Origin of the sequence: Streptomyces aureus, assembly GCF_001418135.1 — a bacterium.
GTDB classification, from domain to species: Bacteria; Actinomycetota; Actinomycetes; order Streptomycetales; family Streptomycetaceae; genus Streptomyces; species Streptomyces aureus_A.
Window position 1 is genome coordinate 1 of record NZ_LIPQ01000113.1, and the last position, 13,253, is coordinate 13,253.

The following is a 13,253-nucleotide window of genomic DNA, read 5'->3' on the forward strand; positions in this document are numbered from 1 at the left end:
ACTTCGGCAGGCCCAGCGTCGTATCCGAGACGAAGTTCAGGACGATCTCCCGGCCAACCGGCGCGATCCGCGCCGGTGTCACCAGCCGCAGGACCTCCTGCACCGACGGCGAGAGATGCCGTGCGTCCCCTACCAGATCGCTCACACCCCTGCAGCGACCCGGAACCCGAACCGTTTCTGATCAATAGAAGCCGAAAACGACTGGGTTCGCTGTCAAACGCCTAGGACCTGTCCGGCCGATCATGTGACTACTCCGCCGCCGTGTCGTTGATGTGGGCATGGGGCGGGGTGATCTGAGTGATGCCGAGTGGGAACGGCTGCGGCCGTTCCTTCCGGTCAGTAACAGGCGTTGTGGCAGGTGTCGGGATCACCGGCAGGTGATCGACGGGATTCTGCACCGGGTGCGGACCGGGGTGCAGTGGCGTGACCTGCCCGAGCGGTTCGGGCCGTGGAAGACCGTCTACGAACGCCACCGCCTGTGGTCGGCCGACGGAACCTGGGAACGTCTGCTCCAGTAGGTCCAGGCCGCGGCCGACGCCGCAGGCGAGATCGACTGGGACGTCGCGGTCGACTCCACCCATCGTCCGTGCGCATCAGCATGCAGCCGGCGCCCGCACCGACCCACCGCCGGCGCCCGGCTCAAAGGGGGCCGAAAGGCCAGAACACCAGGACGAGACGCCGTGGCAGAGCCTGGTCGCCCGCCTGGCGGAGGTGGTGCGGGAGGTGAGGGCCTGGGCCGCTCGCGCGGCGGATTCACCACCAAGCTCCACCTGAGCGCGGACGGCCGCTGCCGCCCTCTGTCCCTGATCATCACACCAGGTCAGCGGGCGGACTGCACCCAGTTCCAGCCGGTGCTGGAGAAGATTCGCACCCCCCGCCTCGGGCCAGGCAGGCCCCGTAAGAAGCCCGACAGCGTTGCCGCCGACAAGGCGTACAGCAACGGGCCCGTCCGGAACTTCCTGCGGCGCCGGGGCATCCGGCACACGATCCCGGAGAAGACCGACCGCCAGGCCGCCCGCCGGCGCAAAGGTTCACGCGGCGGACGGCCACCCGGCTTCGACGAGGAGCGGTACAAGAAACGCAACACCGTCGAACGGGCCATCAACAAGCTCAAGCACGCCAGAGCCGTCGCCACCAGATATGACAAACGTGGCTACGTTTACCTCGGTACGGCAACCGCCGCGGCGCTGGCCATCTGGCTCAGGCCGTGAACCACCCCAAGACCAGACAGTAGAGTGACCTGCCGAGATCACTACTTCGAAAGAAGAGTCATGCCCCGCAAGACGGCGGCTGCTCTACGTCTGGACGCTGTCTGCCGGTCCCATCTTCAGGACTACCGGCGCCGGTCCTCACAGTTCTCACCCCACACCCGCCGCCAGGCGGCCCGTTTTGAGGCCGAACGCGGCCTTCCTGTTCAAGTGCTCGAACACGCCATCCAGTGCTGGCGGGGCTTCGTGCGCCGTTCAGGATGGCCGCTCTGCCTGCCCAAACCGCATCTGCCCGGCTACGACATCTGGGACGACCGCCTCCTGATAGAGCGAGCCATCGGCGCTCTCGACAGACGAGCAGCCCGGGAAATCGCGTCAGCCGTCAAAGAAGCCGACGCCGACTTCCTGGCACGCACGCTGCCCGACCCTCACGCTCCACATGCCTGGCCGTGGTGGCGTCGCAGATGCCAGGACCTGGGCGACATCGTGCATGTTCCATCACAGGCGCATGATCGGCCGGACAGCTCCTAGTACCGATAGCGCCCGCCCGGACCCCCGGGGCGGGCGGGCCGCCGTTTCCGCAGCCGTCCGGAGCTTCTTTCGTGACCACATCCAGTGATGATCGTTCGCGAGGCATGAACAACACGAAGCGTGTACTCGCAGCGGTCGCACTGGCGGGCGCCGCCCTGTCCTTCGGCGGAGCGGCTCAGGCCGGCACCGGCATCGGCCAGTCGATCAGCACTGACAACGGCAGCCGCGATGGAGTCGTGCGAAATGACCGGATCCTCAACAACAACCAGGAGACCGACAGCAGCTACGAAGGGGTCGTGCCCGTTGCGCTCGGAAAGCTGGGCCTTGAGTAGGGCGGTCCCTGGTGAGTGACGGAACATCACCCCACCCCCTGAGACGGGGGTGGGGTGATGTTGTGTTTCCCCTCGAACCACCCCCCAGGGGAGCCCTGGGGGGTGGTCTGTGCGTGCGCTAGGGCGTGTCCGACGGGTCCGGGCACGGCGCGCGGGAAACGGCCGAAACGAGAGAGCCCCGGAGCAGGCCAAGGCTCTCTCGTCTCTCAGGACCATGCGTGAAGCCCTGGTCTCACTTCGCCGTTGGTACGCCGCCGATTGCCTAATTGGTGTCCGTGAGCTCGTCGGTCACTGGGCAAACGAGGAATGAGTCGTCCTCCGCACCGTTCAGACACAAGGGCTTGAGTGCAGTGCTGGTCACGACTGTCCAGACGGTTTGGGCGATGTCGAAATTGACATTGAGGCCCTCGCCGCTCGTGTCCACGCCGAGCGGTCCATCCGCGGAAGCCGACGGCGCCAGGAAACCCAGGGCGAGCACTGGAGCGGTGAGCAGTGCGGCGACTCGGGCGCAGGTCCGCTTGCGAGTGTTTGGCGTCATGTTGTCCCTTCGGAAGATCGGGCTGGCCAGCACTTTCTCCAGCGCGATGTTGATCAGTTCCACCGAGTGATGTATCCCGGCATCTCCAAAACGACACGAGGCTGGCCAGGTGACGCTCATCGAGCCGTCACCGACCTATCGGACAGGCCCTAAAAGGTGTTGCAGAAGGCTCAGTTCCGGGCATTTCCCCTGTATGGGTGGGGTGTTGCGGGCTGAGCCGGTGTGGGTCGAGACGTTCACGGGCTTGCGGATCGACCGGTTCGCGAAGCTGGTGAAGGTAGTGAAGGAGCGGGGCGGGAACGGTCCCGGTGGTGGCAGGCCGTGGTGCCTGCCGCTGGCCGACCGGGTCCTGCTGGTAGCTGTCTACTACCGGGCCAACCTCACCATGCGGCAGCTCGCCCCGCTCTTCGGGGTCTCCCCGGCCACCGTCTGCCGGGTCATCCACCGCCTGCGTCCGTTGCTGGCCCTGGAGCCGGCCCCGCGGCCGGTCGCCGACGTGGACCGGCTGTGGATCGTGGACGGAACCTTGATCCCGGTCCGCGACCGCACCGTGGGAGCCTCCTCCCGCAACTACCGGTTCTCGGCGAACGTGCAGGTCATCATCGACGCGGACAGCCGTCTGGTCATCGCCTCGGCCCGGCCGGCGCCGGGGAACAAGGCCGATGCCCACGTGTGGCGGGAGTCGGGCCTGCCGGCCGCGGCGGCCGGGACGACGGTGATCGCGGACGGCGCCTACCTCGGCACCGGCCTGATCGTCCCGCACCGCAAGAGAGCCGGTCGGCCCCTCCTACGCGGCCAGGAGGAAGACAACGCCGAACACCGACGCGTCCGTGCCCGCGTCGAGCACACCTTCGCCCGGATGAAGAACTGGAAGATCCTGCGCGACTGCCGCCAGAAAGGAGACGGCCTTCACCGCGCGGTCCAGGCCGTCGCCACCATGCACAACCTCGCCATGACAGGGTGAAACAGCAGGTCAGGCGCCACTTCAGCCTGCCGAAGCCCGACCTTCTGCCACACCCTTTAAACACCGTTGCAGTACTAGGACTTGTCCGGCCGATCATGGTTTCGGTGAAACGTCGGCCGAGCACAGCGCGCTATGAAACAATCACTCTCTGTCATGTATTTGTGTACACGCGAAGGACGTTCCATGCGCATCTTGAAGAGGCTGAGGTCGGCCGTGATGGCGATGGCGGTCGTGACCGGCACGCTGGCGGGGGTGGTCACCGGGGCTCCTGACTCGCACGCGGTGATGGTGGCGGACGGTACACCGCCGGCGTCGGGTCCCTTCCGCGGCATGGTGATGGTGAAGAAGACCGCCTCGGTGGGCGACGACCAGGCGGTGACAGTCAGCTGCCCCCCGGGGCAGGTCCCCATCTCCGGTGGCGCCTTTGCGACGGTCGGCCAGCCGCTGTACTCCAACATGGTGGCCCTCGTCGAGAGCATGCCCGCCCAGAACTCCCAGGGGGCGTACGGCTGGACCGCGTCGGCCCGCAGCGGGCCGAAGCCGCTGACCGTGACGGTCCACGCGGTGTGCATCTACGCCCCGGCCGGCTACGAGGTGGCCGAGCAGTACCACTTCACCATCGACCGCAACGCCCCGCTCGTCACCACCTGCCCCACCGGCAAGGTTGCTTTCGGCGGCGGCGGAACGGTCTACGGCGGGACTCGGAACCTGAACCAGTCGTACCCCGGCCCGGCCGGGAGCGCCAATCCCAACCAGTGGATCGTCTCCGGCTACGACGTCCATGCGGAGCAGTTGCGGGTCGACGGCTACGCGATCTGCGCCGATCCCATCGCCGGTCTGACGACGACCCGCTACACCCACACGACCTCCGACGACGTCGCCGGCGGCGTCTTGCAGTGCGCCACTGACAAGAAGGTCGTCGGCGGCGGAGCGGCTGTCACCGGGTACGACGACACACTGGTGACCAGCAGGCCCCTGACCGCTGCGGAGAGCGGCGGCCGTGACGGCTGGCAGGTCCAGGCGACCGGCAACAACACGCCGCACGGCGTCGACCTGTACGTCACCTGCTACTGACCGCAGACCGAGCACGGGCGGGGTCCGGCAGCGCAGTTCGCTGCCGGACCCGTCCGTTTCGCCACGACCTGCTCGCTCACGACTAGACCTGCGAATGAACCCGCGCCAGACTCAAGGCGCGGGGGCGAGATGACGCCTGGTTCCCGGGCGGGTATCAAGCGGCCGGTATTGCGTCCCTGACTGGACGACGTCCCCATATGCGGGTAGATCTGACCTCTACGGGGCGGCGTACGTCCTCGGCATGGGAATCACTCGGATTGTCTTCGGGTCGGCGGGTGGAGTGAGGGCCTGCGTGCTGATCACCTGGGCACCGGTCTCACTCACAGCCTGCGCGAGGGTTTGCAGCACACGACGTACGACGTTCTCGTCGATACCTTGCTGGTACGGGTTTGTCGGGAAGGAGCAGGCCCGGAAAGGTGCATTCGTTGTCCAGGTCGTGCTCAAGGAAGAGCGTCGCGTAGCTGTAGGCGAGGAAGAACAGCACCTTCGCTTCTGCGCCCAGGGCCGGGTGCCGACGTAGAAGGTGAGATCGGAGTCTCTGATGGAGACGTCATGGTCCACCCAGGGGTCTCCCCGGAACTCGGCCAGGAACTTCGGTCAGTCGGTTTCGCGCCGGCGACCAGCGGCGCCGCGACGTCGTTGTCGAGTGCTTCGACGACCTCCTCGGCGGCCTTCAACGCTACGCGGGCCTGGTCGCGACGCTGGAAGATCGCCTCAATGGCAGGGAACGCGGTGAGCTTGTGCTCGAGCTGTTCCACTTGCCCGGCGAGCTCCTCAAGGGCGGCGACGAAAGGAGCTAGCTGGGCATCCCGCTCGGCATTGAGCTGGTGAGCAAGGTTGGTCTGCTTGGCCTGGAGCTCTTCTTGCGCACGCCCTTCGTTGGCGCTTGTCGTCATCGACGTCCTGGTAGCAGACGTAGCAGGCGGTGTCGGCGTGAAAACGGGCTGAGTCGATGTCCTGCTGACTGGACCATGTCGCTCACGTGCTCGCGACGGCCGAGGGGGCGGGCCAGTGCCCGCTAGTTCTTGAGATGAGCGTCGCCGTCCTCGATCCGGATCTGTCGTGAGGAATGCGCCTCGCGCTGTCGCTCGTGCATTTCCTCGTATTACTGGTCGTTTCAGAATGACCTGAAGCGGCGGTGGCCGCTGAGTGGTGTCGGCTGCAGTCGCCCGGGGGTGGCCCAGGTCCCGGCACGTCAGCGGCCCTGGCTATCGTCGATGTCATGGCCTCAAGCGATCACCTGCTCGATCTAATCCGGAGCATGCGGGACATCCACGGGCTGCTGCGTGCGTCCTTCGAGTTCGACATCGAGCGGAAGGAGTGCGGTGACGGCTTGAGGCTTGCCTCGGGCGAGCCGCTGGAGCCGATCGCAGGAGATTTCACCGGCGGGGCGTACTTCCTGTGCGCCGAGAAAGGCGGCCGGCGCGCAGTGGTGTTCGCGAGCTCTGAAGGGGCGGGCGGGCTGATCGCCGACGACCTGGCGGGCGCTCTGGAGATCATCATCGGGTTGGAATGGCAGGACTGCCTTGGCTTCTCCGGCGGCGGCGATCTGGAGGTCATGCAGACTTCCGCCCAGCATCTTGAGACGTATCTGATCAGGGCCAACCCGGAGATCGCCGAAGAGCGCGCTCGCGTGGCTGCGGCTCTGTCTCTGCGTGTCCTTCCTGTCCCTGACCTCGTCATCCGCCTGCATGCGGCAGCCTCAAGGACCAAGCCCGAATACGTGGTGACCGACGATGGGGACGTCTTCGACCCGCCGTTCGGCGAGTACTCGGAACCGCGGCATGGTGGCTGGCGCTGAGTCGGACAGATTCCCGATCGTTCAACGTGCCGATCTTGACGGCTCTGTTGGTGTTTGACGACTGGTCTCGACAGACTCTGCGACCGTGTCCGCTGACCTGGTTCCTGATGACCTCTGGGAGCGCATAGCTCCGCTTCTTCCCACTCGGCCGGCTCGACGCCATCGGAACCCCGGCCGGCTGCCGGTATCGGACCGCGTGGCACTGGCGGGCATCGTCTACGTGTTGCGCAAGGGAGTCGCCTGGCGAGACGTGCCCACCCAGGTCGTGGGCTGCTCGGGGGTGACAGCCTGGCGACGTCTGCGGGACTGGACCGAGGCCGGCGTCTGGCGCCGCCTCCACGAGATACTGCTCACCGAGCTGAGGGTGAACGGCGTCCTGGACATGGATGATTGCGCGGTCGACGGCTCCCACGTCAGGGCGCTGAAAGGGGGGATCATGTGGGCCCCTCGCCAGTGGACCGCGCACGTCCGGGCTCCAAGCACCACGTGATCGTGGACCGGCACGGCACCCCACTGGCCGTGTCGCTCACCGGCGGAAACCGCCACGACGTCACGCAGCTGATCCCGCTCCTGGACGCCATTCCCCCTATCCGGGGCCTGCGTGGACGGCCACGCAGCAGACCCAAGCGGCTGTTCGTGGACCGCGGCTACGACTTCGACAAGTACCGCCGCGTGCTGTGGAAGCGAGGGATCAAGCCGCAGATCGCGCGTCGTGGCAAGGCGCATGGCTCCGGGCTCGGCAGGACACGCTGGGTGGTCGAGCGCACCTTCGCCTGGCTCCACCAATTCAAACGGCTCCGCACCCGCTACGAGCGCAGAGCCGACCTCCATCAGGGACTGCTGGAACTGGCGGCCAGCATTATCTGCCTCCGCCGGCTCCGGAGATCATTCTGAAACGATCAGTTAGTCCGGGGCGTTCTTCGTCCCCGGTGGGACTCCATAGCGCGGTACTCGTCGCCGGTGCTCTCACGACGTTCGCCGCTACTATCCGGACCGGCCCCCGCTGCGAAACATCCGACTCGTCCACTTGCCCGCCCTCTTTGCAGGCCCTCCGAGTGCCTGAACAGGCACGGAGAACCGGGTGATCATATGGTTTTGTGCGTGTGTACCGACGACACGCACGAGTGGGATGGAGTTCTTACGCCTTGTAGGAGTTGATGAGCCGGGCCATGTGCTCGCCGGCGACCGTCAGAGGCGTCTCGCTTTTGTAGACCTGTGCGGTGAGTTCGGCGCCTTCGAGGGTGCTGATGACGGTGGTGGCCAGGTCGTTTGCGTCGCCCTCCGGGAATCCGGCTCCGCGAAGCGTGTCTGCCACGATGGCTCGCCAGTGCTGGAAGGCTTGAGTGACGGCGTGCTCGATAGCGGGGACTCGTCCGGTGGTTTCCAGTGCGGTCGCGCTGATCGGGCATCCGTCCACCCATGCGGAGTCGCGCAGGTGGCGGGCGAGCGTGCGGGCGCAGGCGGCGATGGCCTTCGCCGGGTCGGCCTCTTCGGACAGTGACGCCGACAGCAGGTCGGCGAACTCCTGGTCGGCATGCTGGACTGCGGCCACGCCCACGGCCTGCTTGCCGCCGGGGAAGAAGTGGTAGACCGAGCCGAGCGTGGCCTGGGCCTCCTGGGCGACCTGTTTGATGCCGGTCCCCTCATACCCCTGCCGCTGCATCAGCAGGGAAGCCGCACGAACGATGCGCTCCCGGGTGCCCGGCTGTGGTGTGGTCGCCATGTGGCCGAGCCTACTAGATAAAACGTTCGCTCTAGCTTGTGGACCGTGTGAACACCGTGCTAGCTTCCGGGCTAGATAGAACGTTCGTTATAGTGAGTCATAGAGACGAGGAGCTTGAGATGGACCACAAGCGGATCACCGTCAACGGCCTGGACCTTGCCTACGTCGAAGCAGGGGAAGGCCCGCTCGCCCTGATGCTGCACGGCTTCGACACACCCAGGCTCTACCGGTACCTCATGCCCGCGCTGGCCGAGGCCGGATACCACGCCGTAGTCCCCACCATGCGGGGTTTCGCCCCCTCCCAGATTCCGCCGGACGGCAGCATGCGCCTTCCCGACCTGATCGCCGACGCCAACGCCCTGCACGAGGCGCTCGGCGGCGGGTCCGACGCGGTCCTGATCGGGCACGACTGGGGCGGCTTCACCACCTGGGGAGCCGCCGTGGCCGCACCCGAGCGGTGGGCCAAAGTGGTCGTCAACGACGTCCCGCCCCTGCCGTTCTACGAGCGCAACAGCGCGGATCCCGACAGGATCGAGCGGTACGTCCACTTCTACTTCTTCCAGATGGCCGTAGCCGACCAGCTCGTCGCCGCCAACGACCTCGCCTACCTCGACTGGCTCTGGGACCACTGGACGGGCAACGTCCCCGGCTACGACTCCACCGAGGACCGCAAGGCCATGAAGGAAGGACTCAACACGCCTGAGAGGCTCCACCTCGGCCTGGAGCTCTACCGACAGAACTTCCCCGCCGCAACCTTCGGCACCCCGCAATGGGAAATGGCCCGCGTGCTGGACAAGTTGCCCTCTCAGCCCACCCTGTACCTCCACGGAACCGAGGACCCCGTGGTCGACGAGGCGACACTCGCCGACATTCTCGCCGTACTGCCCCCCGGATCGGACGCCGCAATGATCGAAGGCGCCGGCCACCATCTCCTCGCCGAGAAGCCGCAGGAAGTCAACCAGCGAATCCTCGCCTTCCTGACCCGCTGAACACGCCATCGCGGCGCAGGTCGGCCATTAGCCGATGGCCCGATGGCCGACTTGCTCCGAGGCGGGCAGGGACCTCACGCATCGGCAGCAGCTTGGCGCTGGTGAGGTCGACGCCTAGCGGCAGCAGGGCGCGGAGGGAGGCGATCAGCACCATCAGGGCGGCAGCGACGGTCTTGCCGCCGACCGTGAACGCTTCGCGTACGCCTGCAGTGTCGGTGCGGGGGAGGAGCCCGTCGTCGTCCCAGAACGATGACGATGTCCACGCCGCCGTGGTCGCGGTACAGCCGGAGGAGTTCAGCGGCCGCATCGTTCAAGTGGGCTCGGGGTGGGACGGCAACGATGCCGCGCAGGCATACGTGTGGGTATGCCTCCTAATCCGGCCGTGAACGGCAAGCCCTCATAAGAGACATCCGGAAGGTGAACCCCTGACCTGCCCGGGCGGCGAAAGCCTCCATCCGTGCTGGTCAGCGCCTGCACGCACATATGCGGCTCGAGTGACGTACCTCCTTCGCCGCATCAGCCCACCTGGTGACGGGCGCTCCGGTCAGCCCTCGTCCTCGTCCTCGTCCGGTTCTGCGTCGCCGATGGTGACGCGGACGTCGTGGACGGCCTGGAGGAGCTGGATCAGGCAGGACTCCACGCGGCCCAGAGACCGGCGGACCTCGTCCGCGTCGGTACGCCGGCCGTGCATGTGGACGCCCAGCGCGGCCGCCGCCGTCGTCACCGCCGAGCAGGCCGTGAACTGCGTCGGCGGCGTGTTGTCGGCGTCCGGGTCGTCGGGGTCGAGGAGCTGGAACGCCGTTCTCTCCAGCCGTGGCGCCAGCAGCGCGAGCATGAGTTCCCGGTCCGGCCCGACCTCGTCCAGCCACCCCATGAACGCATCCCCGACGACCGTCAGACCGTCCTCAGCCGCGCTCTCCACGGAGGCCAGCTCGAGCTCGGTTTTGGCGAGCAGGCACCCCAGCAGCCGGGCGCGGTCCTCGTCCTGCGGACCGTCCGGCGACACCTCCGGGTCCAGCACCGGCGCCGCCCCCAACGCCACCAGCGCACGGTAGATCGCCTCCAGGCCCACGGGGTCCACGCTGTGGATGCTCACCCTTGAGCCTTTACCGGGATGGGTCCCGACACCGTCCCCCACGGCTCTTTCACCCGCACGATGCAGCCCACCGAGGAACGCAGGGCGTAGCGCGTGTCCTTGGCGCAGTCGGCGCGTTGGGCCGGGCTGCGCGTCCGCAGGTCCGGGCGCCCCACGGCCGGACCCTCGTCGTCCGCGGCCCCGATCCCACGCCCGGCATCGGGGCCGCCCCAGCAGCACCGCGCTGTACGCGGAGAACGTCCAGGTGATCATCATGCGCTGCGATCTGTGCGGGACCTTCAGCACACCCGGCTCGCAGATCCACGCGCTCGTCGCCGACTCCTCCGCGGTATACGGGCAGGACCCCTTACTCGACGGCAGACGGATCCTCACTGCCTGCTCGCCCCAGCACCTGGCCGAACTGCAGCACCACTACCGACAAAGACCCTTCGTCGACGTCGAGCTCTGGGCCGGCAAGGTCGCCCTGGCGCTCCAGCGGCACCCAGGGGGCCTGAGCACCCGACAGCTCGCGCAGAAGACCGGACTCACCGTCTCCCAGGTCGAACACGCCGTGATCTGGCGGCATGAAAACCACCCGGCCCCACCACCCATTGAGCCGGCCGACTGACCAACCCCGGCCAACACGCCACCTCTAGCGCCACGAGCTCAGGCACGGCATGGAGGCGGTAGCAGGGCAAAGCAAGACCATGATCATTCAGGAGCCAGGAGTACGCACCTCGTGATCGTCCGGGCAGCTGCTAGATCGCCGGTGGAATCGTCATACCCGGACGGTAGCTTGCCGCTACGGCTGACATTTTTCAGCTCTCACTCGTCCTGAATCTGCGGGACAGTCTGTCGGATGAAGAGGTCACAGAGCTTCGGTGGCATCTCGGGCTGGGCGGCAAACCGGAGACTCTCCTATTGTGACCGCGTTTCCGATCGTGGTGGAGGACGACTGCGGAGAGTTCCTGACAGAGGACCACCCTGTGCCTTTGCTAGGCCGACATGGCGAGGCCTGGAAGGTGGACGGCGCACTGCTCTCGGTGCTGCTGCGCACTGAGGGCGGGGCATGGGCTCTGACTGCTCGACAGGAGATCCACCCTGATGAATTCGACCGCGCTGGGGAGCTGCTCAGATGGCTGGCCACCAAGGCCGATGACCGGCACCGGTCGGCGACCGGGGCGGTCCGCCTGGGCTGGACCAGGTTCTGCGAGTCGGACCGGTTCGAGCCCTTGGTGGTTCGAGACGGTGAGGTCGTTTGGCCGTAGAGTCCCCGCTTCCCCCTCCGCTGGACAGCGGAGGGGGAAATGATCACTGCAGACTTCGGGCCCGGAGCAGTGCACTTCGTCGGCAGCCCGGTATGGGCGCAGCCACCCACACACGCGAGAAGCAGCGCACGCACCAGGCTGACGGCGTGCGTGTCGGCGCAGTCGGCACGTCGGGCCGGGTGATGCGTGTACTGGCCAGGGCGCCCTGGCCAGACCAGTCCGCTCTGCGGCCCCGATACCGCACAGGGGACCGGGGCCGCCCCCAACAGCCCGGCACCGGTGCCCGGCCTGCCACCGACTTCCCGTACCTACCCCACGCTGCTTTCCGCTCCGCTCGAGTCCGGCGCGTCCTTCGTTGGAGGGGTTCCGGCACGAGGACGAGTGACGCCCGTGCGACGTGGGTGACGAAAGCCGTGCACGTCGGTGTCGCGGTGCGGCCGTCCGGTTCATGGGCGTCGTGCCTTGTGCAGGGGTGTGCGTCATCGGTTTTCACGGGTGCTGACCTGGGCTGGGGCCTCTCTGGATGGTCTACCGCTGAGGAGCGCAGGCATACGATCAGGGTCATGGACATGGGAAGAGACATCGAAGAACTGGTGAAGGAGGCCGAACGGCAAATCCGCGACCACAAATGGATCCTGACGCCCAAAGACCGTGCCGTCGCGGCGAAGGCAGCCGACGACCTGCACGCCGCCGTGGGCGCCCCGCAGGCCCAGCAGGACCTACCTGCGGTCGCCCGGCTGGAACACCTGCGGGAAGCACTCGCTGCCGTGGCCATCGCCCTCGCCCACGTACATGGACGCATGGCCTGGTTCCTCGGCGCAGCTGCGACCGCCCTGACGCCGATCCTGCACTGGCGCGCCATGCCTGCCGAACACGGCCCTACCTTCGGCGCCGTCCCACCGCCCGTCGAGCAGTACACGGAAGCTGAAGACGCGATTCGCCGGCTCCAAAGCACCCTCGCCGGTATCGCCACCGCCTGACACCATTCGACTCAGCCGGGATGAGGGTCACGATCCACCCGACCGAGCGGGCGGTGGGGTGGCAGCGGGCTGGAGTTTGCGGCACCCCGCCCTGAAGTTGACCAGCGTGCCAGCCCGTCATGCATGGAGGGCTGGTCGACATGGGTAGGGCTGCTCCTCGTGCAGGAGACATGGATCATGACCTATGAGGAGACCCGCGGTGCCGCTCCGGCGATCACTACGGTGCTGCCGCGGCCGCTGCCCGGTCTGATGGCGCAGGACGTTATGCCGTGGGAGCTGCATTTGGGGGATGTGGTGCCGTTCGACGATGGGGTCGGGCGTCCGGTCCTGGACATACGGGCAGTCGGGGCAGGCCAGCGCGGCAGGTGTCTGATCTTTTCCGGCGTTCCCCCGCTGATGGCTAGCCGGCGCCTCACGGTCTACCGCTCCTGCACCGGCCTGACCACGCAGCCTGTCGCTGCCAGGCGAGCGGCGATCGTCTGAGCGAGCGGCGAGCCCATGTGGCACGGCAGAGCCGGAACCCAGGTTGCAGCGGCGCTGTGGAACTGGCGCTCGAGGGATCCCCGGTCAGAATGACGGCTGGGCGGTTCCGGCATCGCCAGGGCGGGGGCGGCCCTATCGTGCGCTTTTCCTCATCACTTCGCACGAAGGACGTCTCCATGACGACTCCAGGTCAGTCTCCCGCTCCGGCCGGGCAGCCGCCGATCATCATCAATAAGAGGTCCTAACAAAGGCGTTGGACGTGTCGATGGGTGATGAGGCACGTGGCG

General features: G+C 67.0%; 15 protein-coding genes and 1 pseudogene. 11 read left to right on the forward strand and 5 right to left on the reverse strand.

Annotated features, from left to right (window positions below; genetic code table 11):
- Positions 1-278 precede the first annotated feature (278 nt).
- From AOK00_RS37005 to AOK00_RS11950, 3 genes and pseudogenes are all read left to right on the forward strand, one after another.
- Positions 279-1,211: pseudogene (locus AOK00_RS37005) on the forward strand (IS5 family transposase).
- 60 nt (positions 1,212-1,271) lie between these two features.
- On the forward strand, positions 1,272-1,739 hold the full coding sequence (locus AOK00_RS39005) for a hypothetical protein (RefSeq protein ID WP_159041746.1): 468 nt from the start codon (positions 1,272-1,274) through the stop codon (positions 1,737-1,739).
- A 104-nt stretch (positions 1,740-1,843) separates the two neighbouring features.
- Complete coding sequence (locus AOK00_RS11950) at positions 1,844-2,071, forward strand: hypothetical protein (RefSeq protein ID WP_055600295.1); 228 nt, start codon at positions 1,844-1,846, stop codon at positions 2,069-2,071.
- Positions 2,072-2,333: 262 nt separating this feature from the next.
- Here AOK00_RS11950 and AOK00_RS39010 read toward each other — a convergent pair whose 3' ends face one another.
- Positions 2,334-2,672 (reverse strand): hypothetical protein, encoded by a 339-nt coding sequence (locus AOK00_RS39010; protein WP_159041747.1) that lies wholly within the window; start codon positions 2,670-2,672, stop codon positions 2,334-2,336.
- Positions 2,673-2,802: 130 nt separating this feature from the next.
- Here AOK00_RS39010 and AOK00_RS11960 point away from each other — a divergent pair, with 130 nt between their 5' ends.
- Positions 2,803-3,573, forward strand: coding sequence for an IS5/IS1182 family transposase (locus tag AOK00_RS11960; RefSeq protein WP_055600297.1), 771 nt, complete (start codon positions 2,803-2,805; stop codon positions 3,571-3,573).
- Between the two features lie 183 nt (positions 3,574-3,756).
- Positions 3,757-4,647: a hypothetical protein gene (locus tag AOK00_RS11965; RefSeq protein ID WP_055600298.1), complete on the forward strand. Its 891-nt coding sequence runs from the start codon at positions 3,757-3,759 to the stop codon at positions 4,645-4,647.
- A gap of 440 nt (positions 4,648-5,087) precedes the next feature.
- On the opposite strand, the gene AOK00_RS39015 is transcribed toward AOK00_RS11965, so the two are convergent.
- Entirely contained in the window at positions 5,088-5,543 is a 456-nt protein-coding gene (locus AOK00_RS39015) for a hypothetical protein (protein WP_159041748.1), read from the reverse strand.
- 326 nt (positions 5,544-5,869) lie between these two features.
- Here AOK00_RS39015 and AOK00_RS11970 point away from each other — a divergent pair, with 326 nt between their 5' ends.
- Both AOK00_RS11970 and AOK00_RS37010 read left to right on the forward strand, forming a co-directional pair.
- Positions 5,870-6,448: a hypothetical protein gene (locus AOK00_RS11970; protein ID WP_055600299.1), complete on the forward strand. Its 579-nt coding sequence runs from the start codon at positions 5,870-5,872 to the stop codon at positions 6,446-6,448.
- Positions 6,449-6,533: 85 nt separating this feature from the next.
- Positions 6,534-7,342 (forward strand): IS5 family transposase gene (locus tag AOK00_RS37010; protein ID WP_173861545.1). Its coding sequence is split into 2 segments (ribosomal slippage): positions 6,534-6,873 and positions 6,873-7,342, totalling 810 coding nucleotides; the frame shifts between segments, so codons are not numbered across the junction.
- 244 nt (positions 7,343-7,586) lie between these two features.
- Here AOK00_RS37010 and AOK00_RS11985 read toward each other — a convergent pair.
- On the reverse strand, positions 7,587-8,171 hold the full coding sequence (locus AOK00_RS11985) for a TetR/AcrR family transcriptional regulator (RefSeq protein ID WP_055600300.1): 585 nt from the start codon (positions 8,169-8,171) through the stop codon (positions 7,587-7,589).
- A gap of 119 nt (positions 8,172-8,290) precedes the next feature.
- On the opposite strand from AOK00_RS11985, the gene AOK00_RS11990 reads away from it, so the two are divergent.
- Positions 8,291-9,160, forward strand: coding sequence for an alpha/beta fold hydrolase (locus tag AOK00_RS11990; protein ID WP_055600301.1), 870 nt, complete (start codon positions 8,291-8,293; stop codon positions 9,158-9,160).
- On the opposite strand, the gene AOK00_RS40200 is transcribed toward AOK00_RS11990, so the two are convergent.
- Positions 9,126-9,467: a hypothetical protein gene (locus AOK00_RS40200; protein WP_107097370.1), complete on the reverse strand. Its 342-nt coding sequence runs from the start codon at positions 9,465-9,467 to the stop codon at positions 9,126-9,128. The genes AOK00_RS11990 and AOK00_RS40200 overlap by 35 nt on opposite strands.
- A 237-nt stretch (positions 9,468-9,704) precedes the next feature.
- On the reverse strand, positions 9,705-10,256 hold the full coding sequence (locus AOK00_RS12000; protein WP_055600303.1) for a hypothetical protein: 552 nt from the start codon (positions 10,254-10,256) through the stop codon (positions 9,705-9,707).
- 253 nt (positions 10,257-10,509) lie between these two features.
- Between AOK00_RS12000 and AOK00_RS12005 the strand changes: the two genes are divergently transcribed.
- From AOK00_RS12005 to AOK00_RS12020, 3 genes are all read left to right on the forward strand, one after another.
- Positions 10,510-10,863 carry a homeobox domain-containing protein gene (locus AOK00_RS12005; protein ID WP_063886585.1) on the forward strand — a complete coding sequence of 118 codons (354 nt, stop codon included), beginning with the start codon at positions 10,510-10,512 and terminating at the stop codon, positions 10,861-10,863.
- A gap of 1,203 nt (positions 10,864-12,066) precedes the next feature.
- Positions 12,067-12,483, forward strand: a complete 417-nt coding sequence (locus AOK00_RS12015; RefSeq protein WP_055600305.1) for a hypothetical protein — start codon at positions 12,067-12,069, stop codon at positions 12,481-12,483.
- 177 nt (positions 12,484-12,660) lie between these two features.
- On the forward strand, positions 12,661-12,966 hold the full coding sequence (locus AOK00_RS12020) for a hypothetical protein (protein ID WP_159041749.1): 306 nt from the start codon (positions 12,661-12,663) through the stop codon (positions 12,964-12,966).
- Positions 12,967-13,253: the final 287 nt, after the last annotated feature.

Bases quoted from the DNA above. Each gene is read 5' to 3' on its own strand.
- AOK00_RS11960 (WP_055600297.1), top strand. From the start codon at position 2,803: ATGGGTGGGGTGTTGCGGGCTGAGCCGGTGTGGGTCGAGACGTTCACG.
- AOK00_RS11990 (WP_055600301.1), top strand. From the start codon at position 8,291: ATGGACCACAAGCGGATCACCGTCAACGGCCTGGACCTTGCCTACGTC.
- AOK00_RS39015 (WP_159041748.1), bottom strand. From the start codon at position 5,543: ATGACGACAAGCGCCAACGAAGGGCGTGCGCAAGAAGAGCTCCAGGCC.
- AOK00_RS12005 (WP_063886585.1), top strand. From the start codon at position 10,510: ATGCGCTGCGATCTGTGCGGGACCTTCAGCACACCCGGCTCGCAGATC.
- AOK00_RS11965 (WP_055600298.1), top strand. From the start codon at position 3,757: ATGCGCATCTTGAAGAGGCTGAGGTCGGCCGTGATGGCGATGGCGGTC.
- AOK00_RS40200 (WP_107097370.1), bottom strand. From the start codon at position 9,467: ATGCGGCCGCTGAACTCCTCCGGCTGTACCGCGACCACGGCGGCGTGG.
- AOK00_RS11950 (WP_055600295.1), top strand. From the start codon at position 1,844: ATGAACAACACGAAGCGTGTACTCGCAGCGGTCGCACTGGCGGGCGCC.
- AOK00_RS12015 (WP_055600305.1), top strand. From the start codon at position 12,067: ATGGACATGGGAAGAGACATCGAAGAACTGGTGAAGGAGGCCGAACGG.
- AOK00_RS11970 (WP_055600299.1), top strand. From the start codon at position 5,870: ATGGCCTCAAGCGATCACCTGCTCGATCTAATCCGGAGCATGCGGGAC.
- AOK00_RS39005 (WP_159041746.1), top strand. From the start codon at position 1,272: ATGCCCCGCAAGACGGCGGCTGCTCTACGTCTGGACGCTGTCTGCCGG.
- AOK00_RS11985 (WP_055600300.1), bottom strand. From the start codon at position 8,171: ATGGCGACCACACCACAGCCGGGCACCCGGGAGCGCATCGTTCGTGCG.
- AOK00_RS12020 (WP_159041749.1), top strand. From the start codon at position 12,661: ATGACCTATGAGGAGACCCGCGGTGCCGCTCCGGCGATCACTACGGTG.